Consider the following 20,979-nt stretch of genomic DNA (forward strand, 5'->3'; position numbering starts at 1 on the left):
AGCTTATTTTTTTGTGTTAAAATAGTACAAGCCACTTGATACTTACCAAAGATAAGAATATTAATTATAGGGGATGGCAATACAATAATGGATAATAAATTAATCTATTTAGATAATGCAGCTACTACGCCAATGGCACCAGAGGTAGTGAAAGTAATTAGTCAAGAAATGGCAAATGATTTTGGTAATGCTTCAAGTCAACATACTTTTGGCCGAAAAGCTCGACATGTTGTTGAACAATCGCGTGAAGTTTTAGCCAAGTCAATTAATGCCCAACCAAAGGAAATTATCTTTACATCTGGTGGTTCTGAAAGTAACAATACTGCAATTTTTGGAACAGCTCATGCACGTAAAGAAATTGGTAAAAAAATCATTACTACCAAAAGTGAACACCCCTCTGTTTTAAATCCAATGAAACAGTTAGAAAAAGAAGGATATGAAGTAGTATATCTTGATGTAGATACTAGTGGGCATATTTCCTTAAAGCAATTAGCGCAGGAGTTAACGGATGATACTATCTTAGTGTCAATTATGGCAGTAAATAATGAAGTAGGAAGTATTATGCCAATTGAAGAAATTGGTAAAATAGTAAAGGATTCTAATGCTTATTTTCATGTAGATAATGTGCAAGGGTATGGGAATATTGAGATTGATGTTAAAAAGATGAATATTGATCTTCTATCAACTTCTGCTCATAAAATATACGGGCCAAAATTTTTAGGCTTCTTATATGAAAAAGATGGAGTAAATATTTCTCAACTGCTTTTGGGTGGAGAACAAGAACTTAAGCGAAGACCGGGAACTGAGAATGTACCTGCAATTGCTGGATTTAAAGTAGCTGTTGAAGAAATGGAAAAATTAGATAAGCAACAGTTACAAGCTCACTATCAGAAACTTCAAAGTCTTATCTTAGAAGAATTGGATAAGGCGGGAGTTAAATATGAGTTAAATGGAAGTATAGAAGGTAAGGTTTCTCACCACGTTTTAAATCTAAGATTAAAAGGAATCGGAACTTATTCAGCTTTAACTAATTTAGATTTAGCAGGAGATGCAATTTCAGGTGGATCAGCATGTACAGCTGGTTCCTTAACTCCTTCACATGTTTTAACAGCGATGTATGGGTCTGAGTCACCAAGAATCCAAGAATCAATTAGAGTATCGTTTGGTCGTTTTACTACTGAAGAAGAAGTGAAAAAATTTGCTCAAGATGTAGTAAAGATGGCTGAGCGCTTAACGAAATAAGATAAGGTTGACACTTACAAAATGTAAGTTATAATATAAGAAAGAGAATTTGAAATGGCAAACACAGTAATAATTAACGGAGATCAAAGAAAGTTTACCTTGAGTCCTGAAATTAAGCGTTATGCATTAATTGACGCAGGTTTTCAGACCACTAAACGAGGTAACTACCTTTATAATCATCCTTTGTATAATGAATCTCCTTATAATGCAACTTGTAAGTTAAAAATAACTATTAGTGAGGAGTTTGATCACTTGACGATGGTTGTAACTGATACTAATGGGTTACAGAAGGTAAATATCTTTAAAAATAAACAGCTACAACCGATGGTAGAGTTATTAGATTTTATTTTGAAAGATCTCCAAGATCGTAATATTATTGTGCCAGGCTAGTAGGAGGAATTTTACGTATGGTAGATAACAGCAAAACCAGAGTTGTCGTTGGTATGAGTGGTGGAGTTGATTCTTCAGTATCAGCTTTATTGCTTAAACAACAAGGTTATGATGTTGTTGGTGTCTTCATGAAAAACTGGGATGATACAGATGATTCAGGTGTTTGTACCGCAACAGAAGATTATGAAGATGTTAAAAAAGTTGCAGACAAGATTGGCATTCCATATTATGCAATTAATTTTGAAAAAGAATACTGGGAAAGAGTATTCGAATACTTTTTAGATGAATATAAAAAGGGTAGAACTCCTAATCCTGATGTAATGTGCAATAAAGAAATTAAATTTAAGTCTTTCCTAGACTTTGCAATGGAACTAGATGCAGATTATATTGCAATGGGTCATTATGCTAAAACTGAAGTTGATGAAAATGGTGTAACTCATATGATGCGTCCAAAAGATGGTAATAAAGATCAAACTTATTTCTTAAATCAACTATCTCAAGATCAATTGGACAAGGTAATGTTTCCTTTGCAAAATTTAACTAAGCCACAAGTTAGAGAAATTGCTTTAGCTGCAGGCCTTGCAACTGCTAAGAAAAAAGATTCAACTGGAATTTGCTTTATTGGAGAAAGAAATTTCAAAAAGTTCTTAAGTGAATTTTTACCTGCTAAGGCTGGCAAAATGATAACTCCAGATGGTAAAGTGGTTGGTGAACATGCAGGTCTAATGTATTACACAATTGGTCAACGTTCAGGTCTTGGCTTAGGATCAACTAAGGAGTCAACTGCTCCTTGGTTTGTAGTAGGAAAAGATTTAGAAAAGAATGAATTAATTGTAGAGCAAGGCTATGATAGTAAGCTTTTATACAGTACTAGTTTAGATGCTAGTGATGTTTCATTCTTTACTGGATTACCAGATCATGATGTGGATATTAAATGTAGTGCTAAGTTCCGTTATCGTCAAGCAGATGTAGGGGTAACAATGCATTACAGAGCAAAAGATAATACTGTTCACGTTGATTTTGATGAACCAGCACGTGCAGTGACACCTGGACAAGCAATTGTCTTCTACAAGGGTGAAGAATGTTTAGGTGGAGCTACAATTGATAAGGCTTACCAGAATAATGCTGAATTACAATTAGTATAATTAAAAATGCTTATGATTTTGAAATCGTAAGCATTTTTTGTCTGTTAATTTTTCATTTAAAAACTTATAATTAAGAGTAAGAGAATGGAGAATGAGACAATGCAATTATATTTTGTAAGACATGGTAAAACGCAATGGAATTTGGAAGGTAGATATCAAGGAGGGCATGGAAACTCGCCACTTCTTCCTGAAAGCTATAAAGATATTGCAAAATTAGCTAGATATTTAAAAGAAAAAGATACTAAATTTCAAGCCTTTTATACTAGTCCTCTGCAAAGAGCAGTGACTACCGCTACTACTTTGAAAAAAGATATGAAAAGTTCCGCTCCTGTGGAAATTGATTCACGTTTAAGAGAATTTAATTTAGGAGAATTAGAAGGAATGAAATTTGTTGATGCGGAAGCGAAGTACCCTGAACAAATCAAAGCTTTTCGCTATATTCCAGAGAAATATGATCCCACGGCATTTAATGGGGAAACTTTTGAACACATGTTAAAGCGTGGTAAAGAATTAATTGCTGATATTGTGAAAAAATATCCTAATAAAGATGATAAAGTTCTATTAGTAAGTCATGGGGCAGCTTTATGTGCTTTAACGAGAACTTTAGAAGGATATTCTATTGCAGATATCCGGAAACGAGGAGGTTTAGCAAATACCAGTTTAACCATTTTAGAAACTGATGATCAAGGTAAGAGCTTCCAAGAAAAGTTATGGAATGAAACTTCGTATTTAAACCGTACTATTACACAGAGGGATGTAATTTAAATGGATAAGAAAATTGCAGATTTGTATGATAGTGGAAAAACAGACTTAGCTATTCATCAATTAATTGAAAAAATAGATCACGATTCAAAGAATATAGACAATTATCTTCAATTATCAACTTATTTAATTGATCAAAATTCAATTGCGCAGGCTTTAGAGTTATTACAAAAAGCTAGTGCAGTAGTAGATAAGCCACAAGATTTAGCTTATAATTTAGCAGTTTGTTATTATCTTGAGGGGGATTTTAATAAGTCTCTCTCTCTTTTGAATCAATTAGAAAATACTCAAGAAACTATATATCAAAAAGCCTTAGTATTTTTAAAATTGGGTCAATATCAAAAGGCATTAGCGTATGCTTTAAGTTTAAGAAAGCAAGATAAGCGTACTTTAGAATTACTAGGGGATATTTGGCTCAGTTTAGGTGATTTAAACCAGGCAAAAGCCAATTATGAAAAAATTGAAGCTCAGGATCGAAGTAGTAAGGTTGAATTTTTACTAGGCCTTACTTTACTTGAAGAGAATTTAGAGCAGGCACACTTACACTTTGATTTATCTAAGCAAAAAGATCCCACCTATTTTAAGCAAGCAAATGCTCAATATGCAAGTCTATTAAAACTGATTAGAGGAAAAAATGGGAACAAGTAAGTTTACCGGAAAAGTTAATAATATTATTTATGAAAATACCCAAAATCTTTTTAAAATTCTTGATGTAGATATTGTTGGTAAGCTAGAAGGATACTCTGAAGATAGTATTCGGGTAACTGGAACCTTCGGTGAAATGCAGTTAGAAAGCCAATATGAGTTTACAGGTGAAATTGTAGTTCATCCTAAATTTGGCCAACAGTTTAAGGTAGAGAATTATACTCAAGTTTTACCAAGAGAAAAAGATAGTTTAATAAATTATTTAAGCTCTACAAAATTTCCTGGCATTGGTAAAAAAGCTGCTCAAAAAATAATCGATGAATTGGGAAGTAATGCCTTAGAAATTTTAAAGGAAAATCCAATTAAAATTTCTACATTAGATTTAACCAGTAAGCAAAAAGAGACATTGCGCCAAGGTGTGCAACAAATGGATTCATATGCGGAAGTGGTCTTGAAGTTAGCTAAATTTGGTCTCAACAAAAGAGTAGCCAATAATATCTATAAGGTTTTTGAAGGTCAATCATTAAATAAGATTGAAGAAAATCCTTATCAATTAGTAAGTAGTATAAGAGGATATAGCTTTGCGGCTGCAGACAAAATAGGGCATGAGCTAGGAATCTCACTAACAGATCATCGGCGAATTGAAGGAGCAATATTGCATGTCTTGCAAGAAGCAATGACTGAAAAGGGAGATACGTATGTTTCTGCTAAGGAACTTTTAGTAAAGGCAGCAGACTTAATTCAAATACAAGATTATGAAATAATTGAAGCCAGTTTAAAGACCTTGGTTCTTAATGAAGAAATAGTGGTTGATGAAGATTCAAATATTGCGATTAAAAAAATTTATGAAGTTGAATCTGAAATTGCGGACGAATTAAAAAGAATTATTAAAACAAGGCCAGAAGTTCAGGAGTATGACGATAAAACTTTAGAAAAAGTAATTAGTAAGGTTGAAAAAGAATTAGACATTTCCTACGATGAAATTCAAAAAAGTGCAATAAAAAATGCTTTAAATAATTCCATCTCGCTTTTAACAGGGGGACCTGGTACTGGGAAAACCACTATTATTAATGGAATTATTTTAAGTTTAAAATACTTAGAAAAAATCCCCCATGCTTCATTATATAGTGACGATCCACCGGTGTTATTAAGTGCACCTACAGGACGAGCAGCTAAAAGAATGGCGGAAGTTACAGGCATTAATGCAAAAACTATTCATCGACTTTTAGGTGTGGGCTTAGAAGATAAAATTGAAGAGTATTCAGAAGTTAATTTGTTAAATGGAGAATTGTTGATCATTGATGAGATGTCAATGGTAGACATGTTTTTGTTTAAGTTACTCTTAAAAGGAATTGATAGTACTAAGAGAATTGTTTTTGTGGGAGATCAAGATCAACTTCCTTCAGTAGGAGCAGGAAATATTTTTGGCGATTTAATAAGCTCGCAGGCTTTCCCAACTACTCGGTTAACTCAAATTCACCGTCAAGGTGAAAATTCCTCAATTGTAAAACTAGCGCATGCTATCAACCAAGGAAAGGGAGCAGAGGTTTTATTTAGTAAAACTAATAATTATTCTTTTATTCCATGTCCCCCTGATCAAATTGGGTCGGCCATTGCACAAATTACTACTAAGGCAATGAGCAAATTTAATAAAGACGATATCCAAACTTTGGGAGCTATGTACAATGGAATGAGTGGTATTACAGCTTTAAATGATTTACTGCAGAGGGTTCTCAATGAAGAGCATTTAACTGGAAAGAAAATTGAAGCTCACGGAGAAACTTTTAGGATTGGTGATCGGATTCTTCAATTAAAAAATAATACCCCTAAGGATGTCTTTAATGGTCAGATAGGAAAAATTATCGGAATAGAAGAGGATAAAAAAGAAGATTGTGTAGTTGCAGACTTTGATGGACATGAAGTCTCTTATAGTTTAAGAGATTTAAGTGAAATCACGCGTGCGTATGCAATTACTATCCATAAGTCACAGGGGTCTGAGTTTCCACTGGTGATCTTGGCGTTAACCATGCAAAATTATATGATGTTAAGACGAAACCTTTTATATACTGGAATTACTCGAGCAGCTAAGAATTTAGTTATGATTGGAGAAAAAAGAGCTTACTTAAAAGCTTTGGAGACACCTGGAAATGATCGAGCTACAGGATTAACTAGCAAAATTAGAAGATCTTTGGGGTTAGAAGAAATAAAAAAAGATTCTAGTAATAAGGTAAAAAGCACTGTTGAAAATCTAGAAGAAAACTATATTTTGACTGCTGATATAATTAAAAGTCATAAAATTGATCCCATGATTGGCATGGAAGGTATTAAACCAAATTATCAAGTTAGATAGAAAAATAAAAAAGATTAATCAGGCAAGATTTAAAATAAAGCTTGATTAATCTTTTTATTTGAACTTTAAGTTAAAAGGTTGAAGGAATCGATCCCAAAGATAAGATTTGAGGCATCTTTTCCCAGTTCTTCTCCGTCTAATTGCCGATATTGTTTGGAAGCTACACTAACTTCAATTTTTTCACTTTCAAAGTAGTGAAAATGAGAGTCCTTTACGTGAGATCCATTAATCAATAATTTTGTAAAGAGACGGATGAAGGAGAAGGCAGATACTTTCTCTACAACAATTGTATCTAAAAGATGATTATTAATCTTTGCTTGAGGCAAAATTGGAACTCCACCTCCAAAGAAGGGATGATTGGTTGTAGTAACCAAATAAGCCTTTTTAAAATAGTGAGATTTTCCTTGAGCATTTACTGTAACTGAGAAAGTTGGTTGGTGCCGTAAAACTTTTAAAATATGAAGCCCATAAGTTAAATTACCCAAGTGCCACTTGTTGAGCCGGTCTTTCAGAGAAGAGTGGTTTGAAAGGGCGACAACGTAAGCATCAAATCCAATTCCTAGATTATTTACAAAATAGGCACTTTTATGATTAAAAGTATCTTTATAAAAACCACAATCTACTTTAATGATCGTTGGATGTGACAGGTGATCTAAGAGTTCCTCAATTGTATGAGGTAGTTTAACTGCACGTGCAAAATCATTGCCAGTACCTGAAGGTAAATAGGCTAAAGGTGTATTAGGAAAATGGGATTGTTTAAGACCATTGACAGCTTGGTTTAAAGAACCATCTCCTCCAATAACAATAATTGAATTATCCTGAAAAGAATTTCCAATCTTGTTTACTAAATTAGTTGTTAAGGAGACGAGTTCTCCTGAATAGGAAGAGATCGCACTAGTAAAAGGAATATCTCTTTTGATGAGTTCTTTTGTGAGTAGATTATATTGTGTGTTTCCGTGATTACTACCAGAAACTTTATTTACTAAAAGATGGATAGTTTTTTTCATTCTTATCTTCCAATAAAAAAGTCCCAGCCCCACATGTCGGACTAGGACTATAACTAAAATTTTATTTTTTTTCAATGATCATTGGTAAGATCATTGGACGTCTTTCAGTTTTAGAATAAAGGAAATCTTGTAAATTCTCAATAATGGCTTTCTTTATGGCACGTTCATCAGGTTGAGGTGTTTTAGCCATTTCTGTTCTTAAGACGTGGTAAACGTGTTTTTGCGCTTGAGTGATCAATTCAGTTGATTCACGCATATATACAAATCCACGACTTAAAATATCTGGACCAGCTAAGACACGTTGATTTTTATAATCAACTGTAGCTACAACAACTACTAAACCTTCTTCAGCTAAAATTTGTCGATCTCTTACTACTACATTTCCTACATCTGCAGAGCCTGAGGTGTCTACAAAGACATCACCAATATTAATGTGACCAGCAATTCTGGCTGAATCTTTAGTAAGAGCAAGCATATCACCATTTTTTAAAACAAAAGTGTGATCCTTAGGCATTCCAGTTGCTTGAGCTGTTTCTGTATGTACAACTTGCATTCGGTATTCACCGTGAACAGGAACGAAGTACTTTGGTTTCATTAGTTCAATTAACATTTTTTGCTCTTCTTGACCAGCGTGGCCAGAAGTATGAACATTGTGAATCTTACCATGAACAACATTAGCACCGGCTTGGTATAATCTGTTAATTAGATTATTCACACTTGTTGTATTTCCTGGAATAGGGTTAGATGAAAAGATAACTGTATCTCCAGGTTGAATGCTAATTTGCCGGTGGGTTCCGTCTGCAATTCGTGATAAAGCAGCTAGTGGTTCTCCTTGAGATCCTGTACAAAGAATCATTGCCTTTTCAGGTGGAGTGTGGTTGATGGTATTTGCATCAACTATTGTACCTTCTGGAACAGAAAGATAGCCTAAATCAATACCATTTTGAACCCCATTTTCCATGCTTCGTCCAAAAATAGCCACTTTTCTACCACTTTCAACTGCAGCTTCAATTGCAGTTGAAACACGATATAAGTTGGAAGCGAAGGTAGCAAAAATTATTCTACCATCAATACCATTAATGATATCTTTTAAGGACTTAGCAACAAAACGTTCTGATTTTGTAAAAGTAGGAACTTCTGCATTTGTAGAATCAGATAACAGAGCTAAGACACCTTCTTGACCAATTTTAGCCATCTTTTGAAAGTTAGGAGCTGGTTGATCCATAACTGGCGTTAAATCAAATTTCCAATCTCCAGTAAATACAACTGCACCTTCAGGTGTATGCACTGTAATTCCAAGTGTATCTGGAATAGAGTGGGTTGTTCTAAAGAAAGAAACAGAAAGTTTTGGAAATTTTAAAACTGTATCTTCGTGTTCTTCGTGTAATTCTGTTGTCTTTAAAAGACCGTGTTCTTCTAATTTACCTCTAATTAAGGCTAAAGCAAAAGGTGGGGCATACACTGGAATTTCGGGAATCTTTTTTAGTAAAAATGGAATCCCACCAATGTGATCTTCGTGTCCGTGACTAATTACGAGAGCCTTAATTTTATGGCGATTTTTTTCAAGATAAGAATAATCTGAGATAACGTAATTAATTCCCATCATATCATCTTCAGGGAATTTAATTCCTGCGTCCATAATGATAATTTCATCTTGGTACTCAACGCAGTACATATTACGACCGATTTCGCCTAACCCCCCGACGGCGAAAACTCCAACTTCGTTATTCTTTAATTTAACACTCATTATTTGCTATCTGCATCAAATGTTGTAAGCTTAAAATCTGGATTTTGCTTTTCATAAGCAAGAGAGTTTCCAGTTAATTCTTGGATGAATTCAATGTTGTAAGGGGTTTTATCTTCAACCAAGCTACGTGCTTCAACAATATTGTTTGCTTCTAAAAATAAAGTTTGTGTAGTTTCACGACGTGGATTAACGATCTGGTCTTTTTGGTATAAAACTTTATAGATCATTTGTTTAATCTCCTTAATTTTTATAAACGTTCAAAAAAGAATCTTCAATAAATGAAGATTCAACAGTTAATAATATTTTAACATATTATAGTAAAAAAGTGTATAAGAGCGAAGCTTTTAAGAAATAATGACTGTATCTTCGTCTAGTTTGAAAGGATTTTCTTTATTAATGCGGTCATAGAAAAGATGACCATTTAAGTGATCAATTTCATGTGAAGCCACAATAGCTGGATAATCCTTTAAGCGAATTGTTTTTTCTTCACCGTCTACAGTATAATAACGAATTTTAAGTTTATCAGGACGGGGAACGTAACCTTCAATAAGTTCATCAACACTCAAACAGCCCTCACCTTCAGCGATAGCAGCTTGACGTACTGATTCTGAAAGAATAGTAGGATTTACAAAAACATCTTTAAAAATGATGTTCCCTTTATCATCCGGTACTAATAAAGCTGCCATTTGCACACCTTCACCTACCTGGGGAGCGGCTAGACCAACACCAGCACGCAATTGATGTTTTTCAGCAATTTTTGGATCTTGGGAATTAATTAAATATTCCATCATATCCTTAGCAAGTTTTTGATATTTTTCAGATAAAGGAAAAGTAAGAGGTTTTGCTACTTGACGCAAAACAGGGTGTCCATCACGAACAATATCATGCATTAAAATCAATTTATATAATCTCCTTTGTAATTAAAGTAAATTTGTCATTTAAAACTATTTAAGTTTATACATTTTAATTATAGCAAAAAAAATAACTAGAAACTCAAATTGTTAGCAATAGTGTAAAAGTTAATTTAGTGAATAATCTTAAAAATCAAGTTAAATAATTTAGAAGATGTGTTAAAATAAATAAGTAAAATTAGCATCAATCAAACCTACTTAATTAGGATAACATTGACGTTTTAAGGTTTTTTTGATAAAATCAAAAAACAATTATTACATAAAAGGTCAGCCTATGAGACAGTTGACTAAATACTTACTGTAGAAGATTGTGACTTCAGTCACAGTTTTTTTATGAAATTCGGAGGGAATTCTTTTGCAAAGAAGAGAAGATATTAGAAATATTGCGATTATTGCTCACGTTGACCACGGTAAAACTACCTTAGTTAACCAATTATTAAAACAGTCTGATACATTACCAGAACACATGAACTTAGAAGATCGTGCGATGGACTCTAATGATATTGAACGTGAACGTGGTATTACTATCTTATCAAAAAATACTGCTGTTAAATTCGGTGATACTACTATCAATATCTTAGATACTCCAGGTCACGCCGACTTTGGTGGGGAAGTAGAACGAATCATGCACATGGTTGATGGAGCCCTTTTATTGGTTGATGCCTATGAAGGAACTATGCCTCAAACTCGTTTTGTGTTGAAGAAAGCTTTAGAAGCTGGAGTTAAGCCGATCGTTGTAATTAACAAAATTGACCGTCCAGGAGCTCGTCCAAGTGAAGTATTAGATGAAGTATTAGAATTATTCATTGAATTGGGAGCAACTGATGAACAACTTGATTTCCCAGTTGTTTATGCTAGTGCTTTAAATGGTACTTCTTCTTATGATGAAGATTTAAGTACTCAAAAAGAAACTATGGATCCTGTTTTTGAAACTATTGTTAAGAACATTCCAGCTCCAGTTGATAATGTAGATGAACCACTTCAATTCCAAATTACTATGCTTGATTGGGATGACTATGTAGGTCGTATTGGAGTAGGACGTGTTTACCGCGGAAAGATTAAAGTTGGGGATCAAGTAACTGTTATGAAACGTGATGGTTCAACTCAAAACTTCCGTGTAACTAAGCTATTTGGTTACTTTGGTTTAAAGCGTAATGAAATCCAAGAAGCTAAAGCAGGAGATATTATTGCTATTTCTGGTATTAATGATATTTATGTAGGTGAAACTATTGCCTCCGCTGAAAAGCCAGAAGCTTTACCTGTTTTGAAGATCGATCCACCAACTCTTCAAATGGATTTTGTTGCTAATGATTCACCATTTGCTGGACGCGAAGGTGATCAAGTTACTCCTAAGAAGTTAGAAGATCGTTTAATTCGTCAAACTCGTACTGATGTTTCATTAAAGGTAGAACCAACTGATCAAATTAATGCTTGGACAGTATCGGGTCGTGGTGAATTACACTTATCTATTTTAGTTGAAGAGTTACGCCGCGAAGGATTTGAATTACAATTATCACGTCCTAAGGTAATTTACCGTGAAATTGACGGGGTCCTTAGTGAACCTTTTGAAGCTGTACAAGTTGATACACCAGATGAATATGTAGGTTCTGTAATTGATTCACTTTCTCAAAGAAAAGGTGAAATGCAAAACATGACTTCAACTGGTAATGGTCAAACTAGACTTGAGTTCTTAGTACCATCTCGTGGTTTAATTGGATATAACAATGAATTTATGTCTCAAACTGCAGGTTACGGTATCATGAACCATACTTTTGACTCTTACAAGCCTGTTGTTAAAAACTGGGAACCTGGTCGTCGTAATGGTGCCCTTGTATCAATTAACCAAGGTCAATCAACTACTTATTCACTCCAATCTGTAGAACAACGTGGTGTTCTTTTTGTGGGTGCAGGTGTTGAAGTTTATGAAGGAATGATTGTAGGTCAATCTTCTCGTGAACGTGATATTGCTGTTAATGTTACTAAAGGTAAGAACTTAACTAATACTCGTGCTTCTGGTAAAGACCACTCAGCTTCTATTAAGACACCTAAGACAATGACTTTAGAAGAATCAATTGAATTCTTAAATGATGATGAATACTGTGAAGTAACTCCAGAAAGTATTCGTTTACGTAAGAAGATTTTGAATACTAGTGAACGTCAAAAGGCTGATAAGAAACGTAAGAAAGCAAATTAAATAGATTAAAAGTAGCTAAAAGTTTTTAGCTACTTTTTTGTTTGTAAAAGTGAGTGATATAATAAGAATAATATTATTCGACTAAAGGAGAATTGTAGCGTGCGAAACAAATTAAAATATGTAGATTGGACGATTTTGGTTCCATATCTTCTCCTAGCATCATTTGGAATAATTATGGTTTATTCTGCAAGTTCCGATATATTACTTGTGAATGGTTTTAAAGCCAATGTTTATATGATGCGACAGATAATTTATTTCTTGGCAGCTTTAGTGATATTTGGAATGCCAGCCTATTTTATGCGGGTGAAAATTTTTCAAAACAGAAGTGTTATTAGTATATTTTTACTGGTTTCTATCTTAATGCTACTAGCTTTAATTTTATTAAAAGTTATAACTCATGGTAAAGCAGCAGTTAATGGAGCGGTAGGATGGATTAATTTAGGCTTCATTAATATTCAACCAGTAGAAATTGCAAAATTGAGTTTAGTACTTTATTTAGCTTATGTACTTAATAAAAAAGATGGTCAATTAGTTGATGGTAAACTTGCGCAATTAAGTACAAAATTGTGGCGCCCAACTTTAATTGCATTTATAATGATGTTTTTAGTAATACTAGAGCCAGATTTTGGTGGGACTGCAATTTTATTTACGATTGTTTTTGTAATGTATTTAGTTTCTGGAATTCCAACAAAGACTGCCGTAACGTGGTTACTAATTCTAATTGGAGGAATTCTCGCAGTCCTATTCATTGTGATTAACTTTGAACCTTCCTTTATGAAAAACTCTTATCAACTTCAAAGATTTTTAGCATTTGCGCATCCCTTCGAGTTAGAAAGAAAGGGTGGAGCTCAGTTAGTAAATTCCTATTATGCAATTCATAATGGGGGACTTTTTGGGGTAGGACTTGGTAATAGTATGCAAAAAAGAGGATATCTTCCAGAACCCTATACTGACTTTATTCTTTCAATCGTAGCTGAAGAATTCGGAGTAATTGGAGCAAGCATTGTAGTAGGGTTATTAGGCTTTTTGATCTGGCGAGTAATGGATGTCGGAATTCATGCTTCAACACAGTTTAATGCACTAGTATGTTTTGGGATTGCTACGATGATTTTTACAGAAACTTTATTTAATGTGGGAGCTGTTTTAGGTTTATTGCCAATTACAGGGGTGACTTTACCGTTTATCTCCTATGGAGGATCGTCAATGATTGTATTGACAGCTGGGTTAGGAATTGTTTTAAATATCTCTGCAAATGAAAAAGGCTTGTTAAAGAAAGAAGTATTGTAAAATGAGCTTAGTATACCAGCCAAATGATAAAGATAACTTACAGCGGCGGATTTCATTAATCGTCTGGCTAAAAAAAGAAAAAGATTTTTTAAAGTTAAAATACTATGGTGATATTGTTTATGTTTCAAGAGCTAAAAAATATGCAGTATTATATGTGGATCAAGAAAATATTGAAAAAACAGTATCAATTTTGAATCATAAGGGGTTTACAAAGAAGGTAGAAGAGTCAAGGTCATCCTATTTAGATTTTTCTCCTGAATATCAGGAAAAAACAATGCGGGAAATGAAAGAAAAGGCAGAAAAGTTAAGAGAAGAAAATGAGGATTTAAGAGTTTGAGAATTATAGCTGGCAAGTACGCAAAACGTAATTTATTCACTTTGAAGAGTAATAAAACTCGTCCGACAAGTGATAAGGTAAAGGGCTCATTATTTAATTCAATGGGACAATTCTTTGATGGTGGCGAAGTCTTAGATTTATATGGAGGTAGTGGTGCTTTAGGGATTGAAGCAGTTTCACGTGGTTATGATCACGCAACATTAGTGGACATTAGTGGACAAGCTTGTGAAATTATCAAAAAGAACGTTGCTTTAACTAAAGAACCAGAAAAATTTGACATCTTAAGAATGAGAGATACACAAGCTCTCAAATATTTTGAAGAACATGGCAAGAAATTTGATCTTGTTTTTTTAGATCCACCTTATGCTAAAGAAAAAATTGTTAAGATTATGACAAAGTTACTAGAAGCTGATTTATTAAATGAAAAAGCTTGGATTGTAGCAGAGACGGATGAACATACAGAGCTACCTTCAATAGTAGAGGGCTTTAAAATGTTAAAAAATCACCAGTTAGGTAGAACTAAAGTTAAAATATATGAAAGGATTTAAGGATGGTAAAGGCAATTTTTCCTGGAAGTTTTGATCCGGTTACTAATGGCCATGTAGAGACGGCAAAGATTGCTAGTTCAATATTTGATGAAGTTTACTTTGTTATAATGACGAATACTAATAAAAAATATCTTTTTTCTGAACAAGAAAGAGTGACACTAGCTAAGCAAATATTTAGTAAAGATCAAAATATTCACGTTATTTCTCGGCCAGCCGATTTGACAGTTAAGGTAGCAGAGGAACTGGGAGCTGATGCAATTGTAAGAGGATTACGCAATGATGCAGACTTTAATTATGAGCGAGAAATTGCAGCCATTAATAAATCATTAGCCCCGGACTTGAATACTGTCTTACTTTTGACAAGTCCAGAAAATAGTTTTATTTCTTCGAGTATGATTAAGGAAACAGTAACCTTTGGGGGAGATGTTAGTAAATTGGTACCTTCAAATGTCGTAACTGCCCTAAATGAAAAGTTAAAAAATGATTAAGCATAAAATATCACGTAAATGGATCTATATTTGGATAGGCATTTTGCTAACCTTAGCTGTTGCGTTTTGGCCCACGAACTATTATATTGAAGCACCTGGATCAACAGATCAAATTAGTAATTATATTCAAGATTCTGCTAAGCATGATCAAGCCAATCCAAATTTTTATTTAGTAACAGTGAGTGAACGTCCAGCCGGTGTAGGAGACTATTTATTAAGTTTTTTTAGTAAAAATGAAACGAGGATTTCTAAGAAAGAGCTGTTAGGTAATCAAAATAATCGTACCTATCAACAAATGCAAAAATATTTTATGGAGAATAGTCAAAATCAGGCAATTTATTATGCTGCTAAAAAAGCAGGAATTTCTCATAAAATGCAGTTCCTAGGTGTCAATGTTATTAACGTTCTATCTAATTCTTCCTTTAAAGGAAAACTTCAACCTGGTGATTTGATTGTTGCAGCAAATAACCATCAATTTAGAAGCAGTAATTCTTTTATGAATTATATTCAATCTTTAAAGAAAACTAGTAAAATAAAAATTAAGGTACTAAGAGGGAAAAATTATAAAACTTTTACTGGAAGACTGGTTAAACTTAATAATGGAAAATATGGCATAGGAATTGAATTATTTGACCATACCAAGGTAATGACAAAGCCAGAAATTAAGATTAATACTCAAGATATTGGTGGGCCTTCTGCGGGCTTAATGATGAGCCTAGTATGTTACCAGCTTTTTACAAAAGAAAACTTATCTCCTAAAAACAAAATTGCTGGTACAGGAACGATAGATAAAAGTGGTCATGTGGGAATGATTGGTGGAGTTGATAAAAAGGTAGTTGCTGCTTCACGTAGTGGAATGAAGGTATTCTTTGTTCCTAGTGAACAACCACAAGGGGTAAGGAAAGATCAAACCAATTATGCAGAGGCTTTAAAAAAAGCTAAGAAAATTCATAGTAAAATGAAAATAATTCCTGTGAAAAGATTTGATGATGCTTTAAATTATTTAATTAAATATGAAAAAGATTGATGAAAATCAATCTTTTTTTCGTATAAAAAATTGGAGGTTAATTTTATGGATTTTGAAAAGATAAAAAACTTTCTTTTAGAAAAAAAGAGTTATGTGATGGTAATTTTGGTGTTAGGGATTGGAGGAATCTTTTTCTTAAAAAGCCAAGGGCAGCAACCTGTAGACAATAGTAATTTAGTAACGCAAGATGGACAGTCAACTACAAATTCAGCTAGCTCTAGTGCTACGGCTTCCTCTACCCAAAATTTAGAAAGTTCAAAAACCGAGCATCTTGCTTCCTCTCAGAGTACAGTAACTTGCGATATTGCAGGTGCAGTGAAGGAACCAGGGGTATATACATTAAAAAATGGGGCAAGATTAGATAATCTGATTAAGGCAGCTGGAGGAATTAAAAAGAATGCAAATTTGAAACAAGTAAATCGTGCCCTTATTTTAAAAGATCAGGACCAGGTTTATATTCCTACAAAAGGAGAGAAAGTTGAAACTGCAGTTTCTTCTCAAGGTGTAGGTAGCTCATCTGCAGGGAATAATCAGAATACTGCGACTTCTAGTACCAATTCACAAAGTGGTGAAAAAATTCATATTAATAGTGCCAGTGTGCAAGACTTTCAAAAACTGTCAGGTATTGGAGAAAAGAAAGCTGAGCAGATTGTAAGCTACCGAGATCAAAATGGTGGATTTAAATCAATTGAGGAAATAACGAAAGTATCAGGTATTGGGGACAAGACGTTTGAAAAGTTCAAAGATCAATTGGAACTATGAATTTTTAAGACCAGGATATTTACTTTTAATAAGTATTACTTGTATTATTATTTCTCTAATAGTTTTTCAGGCCCATACTTGGGGACAATTTGTAGTATCAGGAATTTTACTTTTGTACTTAGGAGGTTTAATTAAGTATAAATACCGAGTAGCTAAAGGGTGGATAATTATCCTAGGATGCGTGTTTTTGTGCTTGATAAATAAAAACAATTTTGACAATCAGGGTATTGGAAATAGGCTTTTTATTTATCCTGATGAAGTCAGTATCACAGATCATTATTTATCGGGACAAATTTCTGATGGAAAAAATACGTTTTTGGTAGGGATGAAAACAGCTAGTGGACTTGAGGAGGCTATCAAACAGGGATTGCCCTTAGTTTTAAGTGAAGTCAATCTTGAAAAAGAAGAGATTGACCAGGAAACTAATTTTGGACAATTTGATTTTAGAAAATACTATCAAACTAAGAAAATCAAGTATCGTCTAAAAGTTGTATCTACAAACTTTTCAATAAATAATGGAAAAAACTTACAAATATTTTTTCATAAAATTCGGTATGAATTGCAGCGGTATTTTGATCAGATGCCCAAACTTACTAAGTTTTTTGCAAGTGAAATGATTTTAGCCAAAAATCCAAGTGCAGATAATAAATCAATCTTAAGCAATTACAGAAATTTGGGTGTGATTCATTTGTTGAGTATTTCTGGCTTACATGTAAGTCTTTATGTAGCAGCGATTAGTTTAGGGTTAACTAAATTAAAAAGATCACCAGATGAAATTTTTATATTTTGTAGTATATTTTTAGGTTTTGAAATTATTATCTCAAATTGGCAAGCTGGGTTTGTAAGAGCAAGTTTAGGCTATATTTACGGAAAAATAGTAGAAAAACATCATTTGCCAATTGCACGTGGTGACAGATTAGGTGCAGTAGTTTTGACGCATTTATTGCTAAATCCTACTTTATTTTTATCAAGTGGGGCAATCTTAAGCTATTTACTTGTTGGTGGATTAGAACTTTTAGAGAGTAATTCGATAAAGTTTCAGGGAATCAAGTTAAATTTATTGATTACTCCAATTCTTTTATATTATTTTTATCAAGTGAATATTTTAACTCCTTTTTTTAATCTTCTTATTGTGCCAATCTTTAATTTTGTTCTGTTGCCTTTAACAGTGATTGGAATTTTTTCCTTCTGGCAGTTACCAAATATTACCTTGTATTTTATTGAACCAGTTTTTCAAAAAATCAATATTTTTATTGATGGCCTAGCTTCAACGAGAATTGGACAGGTTCTTTTTGGAAAAATTAATTGGTGGCAATTACTTCTTTTGTTAATTATTACAATAGTTTTTATTTTAACTAAAGAAAAAACTAAAAAGAGCAGATTATGTTTTGGAACAGTGATCATGACTTATGTATTAATCTTTGTTAGTATTCATTTTCCACTAGTTGGCCAAGTAAGTATTATTGATGTAGGTCAAGGAGATAGTATTTTGATTACAACTCCATTAAAAAGAAAGGTGTATTTAATAGATACAGGTGGTAAAGTTACCTTTGGTAAGAAAAAGATTACACAGGCTCAACTTGAGAGAATTACATTGCCGTTTCTTCAGGCACAAGGAATTAACAAAATTGATGGAGTGTTTTTATCACATCAAGATGCTGACCACATTGGTGATTTAAGGACTTTGCTCCAAAATATAAAAGTAAGCAATTTATATTTTGCAAAAGGATTAACTAATAATCCGAGCTTTCAAAAAAGAATTTCTAATTGCGTAAACTATACAAAATTAACACCCTTGTTGGCAGGAGATACAGTAAAAGATCAAAATATTGCTTTTCACGTTGTTTATCCCTTTCAAGAAGGATTAGGCAAAAATGAAGACTCACTTTCACTATTTTTCACTTTAGCGCATAAAAATTGGCTAATGACAGGAGACTTAGATCAAGCGGGAGAATTAAAATTAATAGAAAGGTATCCGTTAAAGGTTGATTATTTCAAATTAGGCCATCATGGCAGTAAGACATCAAGTAATCCAGCTTTTTTAAAGCAGATTTGTCCATCTATGGTATTTATCTCTTCTGGACGCAATAATCGTTATGGACATCCTCATTTAGAAACTTTGAAGACACTAAATGAATTAAAAATAGCATATTTAAATACTCAAGATCGTGGTACAATAACTTGGAAATATAACATATTTAATCAAGAACATTTTGAGACGTATTTATTTAGAAGGAAAAAATGACACTTACTTCACTTTTTAAACAAACCAGCCCAGATAAAGATAATTTGCTTATTGAAGGTCCAGATAGTTTTTTTAATGAATATATTGTTGAGGATTATATTAAGCAAAGTAAATTTGCTGATTATGAAAAAATTATTATTGATTGTAATGATGAAGGACTGGATGAATTGATGGCAACATTAATGGAGTCTTCTTTGTTTAGTCAACAAAAATTAGTACTTGTAAAAAATCCATTTTTTTTAACGAGTAAAGTTCCAGTAAAATATAAAAAGCAAATAACCCAATTAACGCCAATATTGCAAAATTTAAGTCACTTGGATGACACAGTGATTTTTCTGGCAAATTATGAAAAAATTGATCGTCGAAAAAAATTATCTAAAATGATATTGGATCAAGTAAATGTTATTACCACTAAAATAAAACCATATGAAAGTATTGCATATATTAAAAAGATTGCTAAACAGGAAGGCTATCAATTTACAAGGTCAGCTTTATCACTTTTAGAACAAAGAACGGACCAAGTATTTGATGAGATGTTAAGCAATTATTTAAAATTAAAAAATATTTGTGATGATCATAAAATTACTGAAACGATAGTTATAAATAATGTTGAGCAATCACTATCTGAAAATATCTTTGAAATTTTAACTAATGTTTTTAATAGAGATAAGCTGAAGGCTATTATGCGATTGAAGAATCACTTACGTGAAGGAGTAACCGTCGTACAATTAATAGCAGTATTTGAAAGTCAATTAGAGTTTTTGTTAGCCGTAAAAATTTTGCAAGAAAGGCAATGGAGTAAAGACCAAATTATTAAGGAATTACATGCTAATCCTTATCGTGTTAAGTTTGCATTAGAAAAGAAAGTAAAAGCAGAGAGGCTAAAGCAATTAGTAAAAGAGATTATTAAGCTAGATTATAATTATAAAAATGGTACTTATCATGAGAATGAGTTTTTAGAAATGTTTATTTTAGACATGTAAAAAACCACACACTAAAATAGTGTGTGGTTTTTAATAGTAGCTGAGATTAGTTATTTGAAGCAGCTTTAGCCTTCTTAGCAAAACGTGATTTATCACGGTTTGCCTTATTCTTTGAAATAAGTCCCTTAGTTACGGCCTTATCTAAAGCACGAGCAGCCTTAATTTCTAAATCGAGGACATCTTTAGACTTAGTTTCAACAGCTTGGTTGAATTTTCTGATTGCAGTTCTCAATTTACTTAATTCAGCAGAGTTACGCTTGTTTGCAGTGGTGTTAGTTTTAACACGCTTAATTGCTGACTTGATTTGTGGCATATTAGTTCACCTCGATAAAAATAAGATTTACTCGTTAATTATACTTAATCCAGCGGTAAGGTGCAAGTTAAAATCTGCTTGCTTTTTTAAAAATATCCTGTATTATAATACTTGTTGGAACCACTAACGCTGTTTCCTCGCTGCCGACGGTTAACGTTGTTAGTGGCAATTATTTTAAATTGATCAAAGAAAGGTTTTCTTATATTATGGCAATTAGTAAAGAAAAAAAAGACGAATTAATTAAGAATTATGCACGTCACGAAGGTGATACAGGTTCTCCAGAAGTTCAAATTGCATTACTTACTCACGATATTAACAACTTGAACGAACACTTAAAGAATAACAAGCAAGACCACCACTCATACCGTGGTTTGCTTAAGAAGATCGGTCACCGTCGTAATTTACTCCGTTACTTGAAGAACAAGGATATCAACCGTTACCGTGAATTGATCAACAAATTAGGTTTACGTCGTTAATTTTAACTTTGAAAAGACTGGCTTATGGCCAGTCTTTTTTGTTTAAATTTAAAAAAATTCCTATCTGTGATAAAATTAATTAGACTAACTACAAATTGATCTTTAGAGATCCGAAAATTA

At 33.0% G+C, this 20,979-nt stretch carries 21 protein-coding genes; 16 read left to right on the forward strand and 5 right to left on the reverse strand.

The features are described 5' to 3' along the window. Positions 1-87 precede the first annotated feature (87 nt). The 6 genes from FP435_RS02790 to FP435_RS02815 all read left to right on the forward strand — a co-directional run bounded on the left by FP435_RS02790 (position 88) and on the right by FP435_RS02815 (position 6,534). Complete coding sequence (locus FP435_RS02790; RefSeq protein WP_265484272.1) at positions 88-1,242, forward strand: cysteine desulfurase family protein; 1,155 nt, start codon at positions 88-90, stop codon at positions 1,240-1,242. 54 nt (positions 1,243-1,296) lie between these two features. Beyond that, positions 1,297-1,632, forward strand: coding sequence for a DUF1831 domain-containing protein (locus tag FP435_RS02795; RefSeq protein WP_265484273.1), 336 nt, complete (start codon positions 1,297-1,299; stop codon positions 1,630-1,632). A gap of 17 nt (positions 1,633-1,649) precedes the next feature. Then, the gene (gene mnmA, locus FP435_RS02800; protein WP_265484275.1) at positions 1,650-2,777 is read left to right on the forward strand and encodes a tRNA 2-thiouridine(34) synthase MnmA; all 1,128 of its coding nucleotides are present in this window, start codon (positions 1,650-1,652) and stop codon (positions 2,775-2,777) included. A gap of 99 nt (positions 2,778-2,876) precedes the next feature. Continuing rightward, complete coding sequence (locus tag FP435_RS02805) at positions 2,877-3,542, forward strand: histidine phosphatase family protein (RefSeq protein ID WP_265484276.1); 666 nt, start codon at positions 2,877-2,879, stop codon at positions 3,540-3,542. Then, the gene (locus tag FP435_RS02810; protein ID WP_265484277.1) at positions 3,543-4,187 is read left to right on the forward strand and encodes a tetratricopeptide repeat protein; all 645 of its coding nucleotides are present in this window, start codon (positions 3,543-3,545) and stop codon (positions 4,185-4,187) included. Further along, positions 4,174-6,534: an ATP-dependent RecD-like DNA helicase gene (locus FP435_RS02815; protein WP_265484278.1), complete on the forward strand. Its 2,361-nt coding sequence runs from the start codon at positions 4,174-4,176 to the stop codon at positions 6,532-6,534. The genes FP435_RS02810 and FP435_RS02815 overlap by 14 nt, the downstream gene beginning before the upstream one ends. 65 nt (positions 6,535-6,599) lie before the next feature. Here the strand turns inward: FP435_RS02815 and FP435_RS02820 are convergent, their stop codons facing one another. From FP435_RS02820 to def, 4 genes are all read right to left on the reverse strand, one after another. Beyond that, positions 6,600-7,541, reverse strand: a complete 942-nt coding sequence (locus FP435_RS02820; protein WP_265484280.1) for a diacylglycerol/lipid kinase family protein — start codon at positions 7,539-7,541, stop codon at positions 6,600-6,602. A 61-nt stretch (positions 7,542-7,602) separates the two neighbouring features. Further along, positions 7,603-9,288: a ribonuclease J1 gene (gene rnjA, locus FP435_RS02825; RefSeq protein WP_265484281.1), complete on the reverse strand. Its 1,686-nt coding sequence runs from the start codon at positions 9,286-9,288 to the stop codon at positions 7,603-7,605. Beyond that, complete coding sequence (locus FP435_RS02830; RefSeq protein ID WP_265484283.1) at positions 9,288-9,515, reverse strand: DNA-dependent RNA polymerase subunit epsilon; 228 nt, start codon at positions 9,513-9,515, stop codon at positions 9,288-9,290. Before FP435_RS02830 ends, rnjA begins: the two co-directional genes overlap by 1 nt. Before the next feature lie 117 nt (positions 9,516-9,632). Then, positions 9,633-10,187: a peptide deformylase gene (gene def, locus FP435_RS02835; RefSeq protein WP_265484284.1), complete on the reverse strand. Its 555-nt coding sequence runs from the start codon at positions 10,185-10,187 to the stop codon at positions 9,633-9,635. Between the two features lie 367 nt (positions 10,188-10,554). On the opposite strand from def, the gene typA reads away from it, so the two are divergent. The 9 genes from typA to holA all read left to right on the forward strand — a co-directional run bounded on the left by typA (position 10,555) and on the right by holA (position 20,070). Beyond that, on the forward strand, positions 10,555-12,393 hold the full coding sequence (gene typA, locus FP435_RS02840; RefSeq protein WP_416202968.1) for a translational GTPase TypA: 1,839 nt from the start codon (positions 10,555-10,557) through the stop codon (positions 12,391-12,393). Positions 12,394-12,492: 99 nt separating this feature from the next. Continuing rightward, the gene (locus FP435_RS02845; RefSeq protein WP_265484286.1) at positions 12,493-13,680 is read left to right on the forward strand and encodes an FtsW/RodA/SpoVE family cell cycle protein; all 1,188 of its coding nucleotides are present in this window, start codon (positions 12,493-12,495) and stop codon (positions 13,678-13,680) included. A 1-nt stretch (position 13,681) separates the two neighbouring features. Next, entirely contained in the window at positions 13,682-14,017 is a 336-nt protein-coding gene (locus FP435_RS02850; protein ID WP_265484287.1) for a DUF2129 domain-containing protein, read from the forward strand. Beyond that, complete coding sequence (rsmD, locus tag FP435_RS02855; protein ID WP_265484289.1) at positions 14,014-14,565, forward strand: 16S rRNA (guanine(966)-N(2))-methyltransferase RsmD; 552 nt, start codon at positions 14,014-14,016, stop codon at positions 14,563-14,565. Before FP435_RS02850 ends, rsmD begins: the two co-directional genes overlap by 4 nt. 2 nt (positions 14,566-14,567) lie before the next feature. Beyond that, positions 14,568-15,053 carry a pantetheine-phosphate adenylyltransferase gene (gene coaD, locus FP435_RS02860; protein WP_265484291.1) on the forward strand — a complete coding sequence of 162 codons (486 nt, stop codon included), beginning with the start codon at positions 14,568-14,570 and terminating at the stop codon, positions 15,051-15,053. Beyond that, positions 15,046-16,080 carry a SepM family pheromone-processing serine protease gene (locus FP435_RS02865; RefSeq protein ID WP_265484292.1) on the forward strand — a complete coding sequence of 345 codons (1,035 nt, stop codon included), beginning with the start codon at positions 15,046-15,048 and terminating at the stop codon, positions 16,078-16,080. Before coaD ends, FP435_RS02865 begins: the two co-directional genes overlap by 8 nt. 45 nt (positions 16,081-16,125) lie before the next feature. Beyond that, positions 16,126-16,842, forward strand: a complete 717-nt coding sequence (locus FP435_RS02870; RefSeq protein WP_265484294.1) for a helix-hairpin-helix domain-containing protein — start codon at positions 16,126-16,128, stop codon at positions 16,840-16,842. Next, entirely contained in the window at positions 16,811-19,087 is a 2,277-nt protein-coding gene (locus FP435_RS02875) for a DNA internalization-related competence protein ComEC/Rec2 (protein WP_265484296.1), read from the forward strand. Before FP435_RS02870 ends, FP435_RS02875 begins: the two co-directional genes overlap by 32 nt. Beyond that, a complete protein-coding gene (holA, locus tag FP435_RS02880) occupies positions 19,084-20,070 on the forward strand; it encodes a DNA polymerase III subunit delta (RefSeq protein WP_265484297.1) in 987 nt (328 codons plus the stop codon). The genes FP435_RS02875 and holA overlap by 4 nt, the downstream gene beginning before the upstream one ends. Positions 20,071-20,116: 46 nt before the next feature. Here the strand turns inward: holA and rpsT are convergent, their stop codons facing one another. Then, complete coding sequence (gene rpsT, locus FP435_RS02885) at positions 20,117-20,383, reverse strand: 30S ribosomal protein S20 (RefSeq protein ID WP_265484298.1); 267 nt, start codon at positions 20,381-20,383, stop codon at positions 20,117-20,119. 206 nt (positions 20,384-20,589) lie between these two features. On the opposite strand from rpsT, the gene rpsO reads away from it, so the two are divergent. Continuing rightward, the gene (rpsO, locus tag FP435_RS02890) at positions 20,590-20,859 is read left to right on the forward strand and encodes a 30S ribosomal protein S15 (protein ID WP_265484300.1); all 270 of its coding nucleotides are present in this window, start codon (positions 20,590-20,592) and stop codon (positions 20,857-20,859) included. Positions 20,860-20,979: the final 120 nt, after the last annotated feature.

This window comes from Lactobacillus sp. PV037 (assembly GCF_014522345.1).
In the GTDB taxonomy this organism is placed as follows: Bacteria; Bacillota; Bacilli; order Lactobacillales; family Lactobacillaceae; genus Lactobacillus.

Bases quoted from the DNA above. Each gene is read 5' to 3' on its own strand.
- FP435_RS02865 (WP_265484292.1), top strand. From the start codon at position 15,046: ATGATTAAGCATAAAATATCACGTAAATGGATCTATATTTGGATAGGC.
- FP435_RS02850 (WP_265484287.1), top strand. From the start codon at position 13,682: ATGAGCTTAGTATACCAGCCAAATGATAAAGATAACTTACAGCGGCGG.
- coaD (WP_265484291.1), top strand. From the start codon at position 14,568: ATGGTAAAGGCAATTTTTCCTGGAAGTTTTGATCCGGTTACTAATGGC.
- FP435_RS02815 (WP_265484278.1), top strand. From the start codon at position 4,174: ATGGGAACAAGTAAGTTTACCGGAAAAGTTAATAATATTATTTATGAA.
- FP435_RS02795 (WP_265484273.1), top strand. From the start codon at position 1,297: ATGGCAAACACAGTAATAATTAACGGAGATCAAAGAAAGTTTACCTTG.
- FP435_RS02805 (WP_265484276.1), top strand. From the start codon at position 2,877: ATGCAATTATATTTTGTAAGACATGGTAAAACGCAATGGAATTTGGAA.
- FP435_RS02820 (WP_265484280.1), bottom strand. From the start codon at position 7,541: ATGAAAAAAACTATCCATCTTTTAGTAAATAAAGTTTCTGGTAGTAAT.
- mnmA (WP_265484275.1), top strand. From the start codon at position 1,650: ATGGTAGATAACAGCAAAACCAGAGTTGTCGTTGGTATGAGTGGTGGA.
- FP435_RS02810 (WP_265484277.1), top strand. From the start codon at position 3,543: ATGGATAAGAAAATTGCAGATTTGTATGATAGTGGAAAAACAGACTTA.
- FP435_RS02830 (WP_265484283.1), bottom strand. From the start codon at position 9,515: ATGATCTATAAAGTTTTATACCAAAAAGACCAGATCGTTAATCCACGT.
- FP435_RS02870 (WP_265484294.1), top strand. From the start codon at position 16,126: ATGGATTTTGAAAAGATAAAAAACTTTCTTTTAGAAAAAAAGAGTTAT.
- FP435_RS02790 (WP_265484272.1), top strand. From the start codon at position 88: ATGGATAATAAATTAATCTATTTAGATAATGCAGCTACTACGCCAATG.
- holA (WP_265484297.1), top strand. From the start codon at position 19,084: ATGACACTTACTTCACTTTTTAAACAAACCAGCCCAGATAAAGATAAT.
- rnjA (WP_265484281.1), bottom strand. From the start codon at position 9,288: ATGAGTGTTAAATTAAAGAATAACGAAGTTGGAGTTTTCGCCGTCGGG.
- rpsO (WP_265484300.1), top strand. From the start codon at position 20,590: ATGGCAATTAGTAAAGAAAAAAAAGACGAATTAATTAAGAATTATGCA.
- rpsT (WP_265484298.1), bottom strand. From the start codon at position 20,383: ATGCCACAAATCAAGTCAGCAATTAAGCGTGTTAAAACTAACACCACT.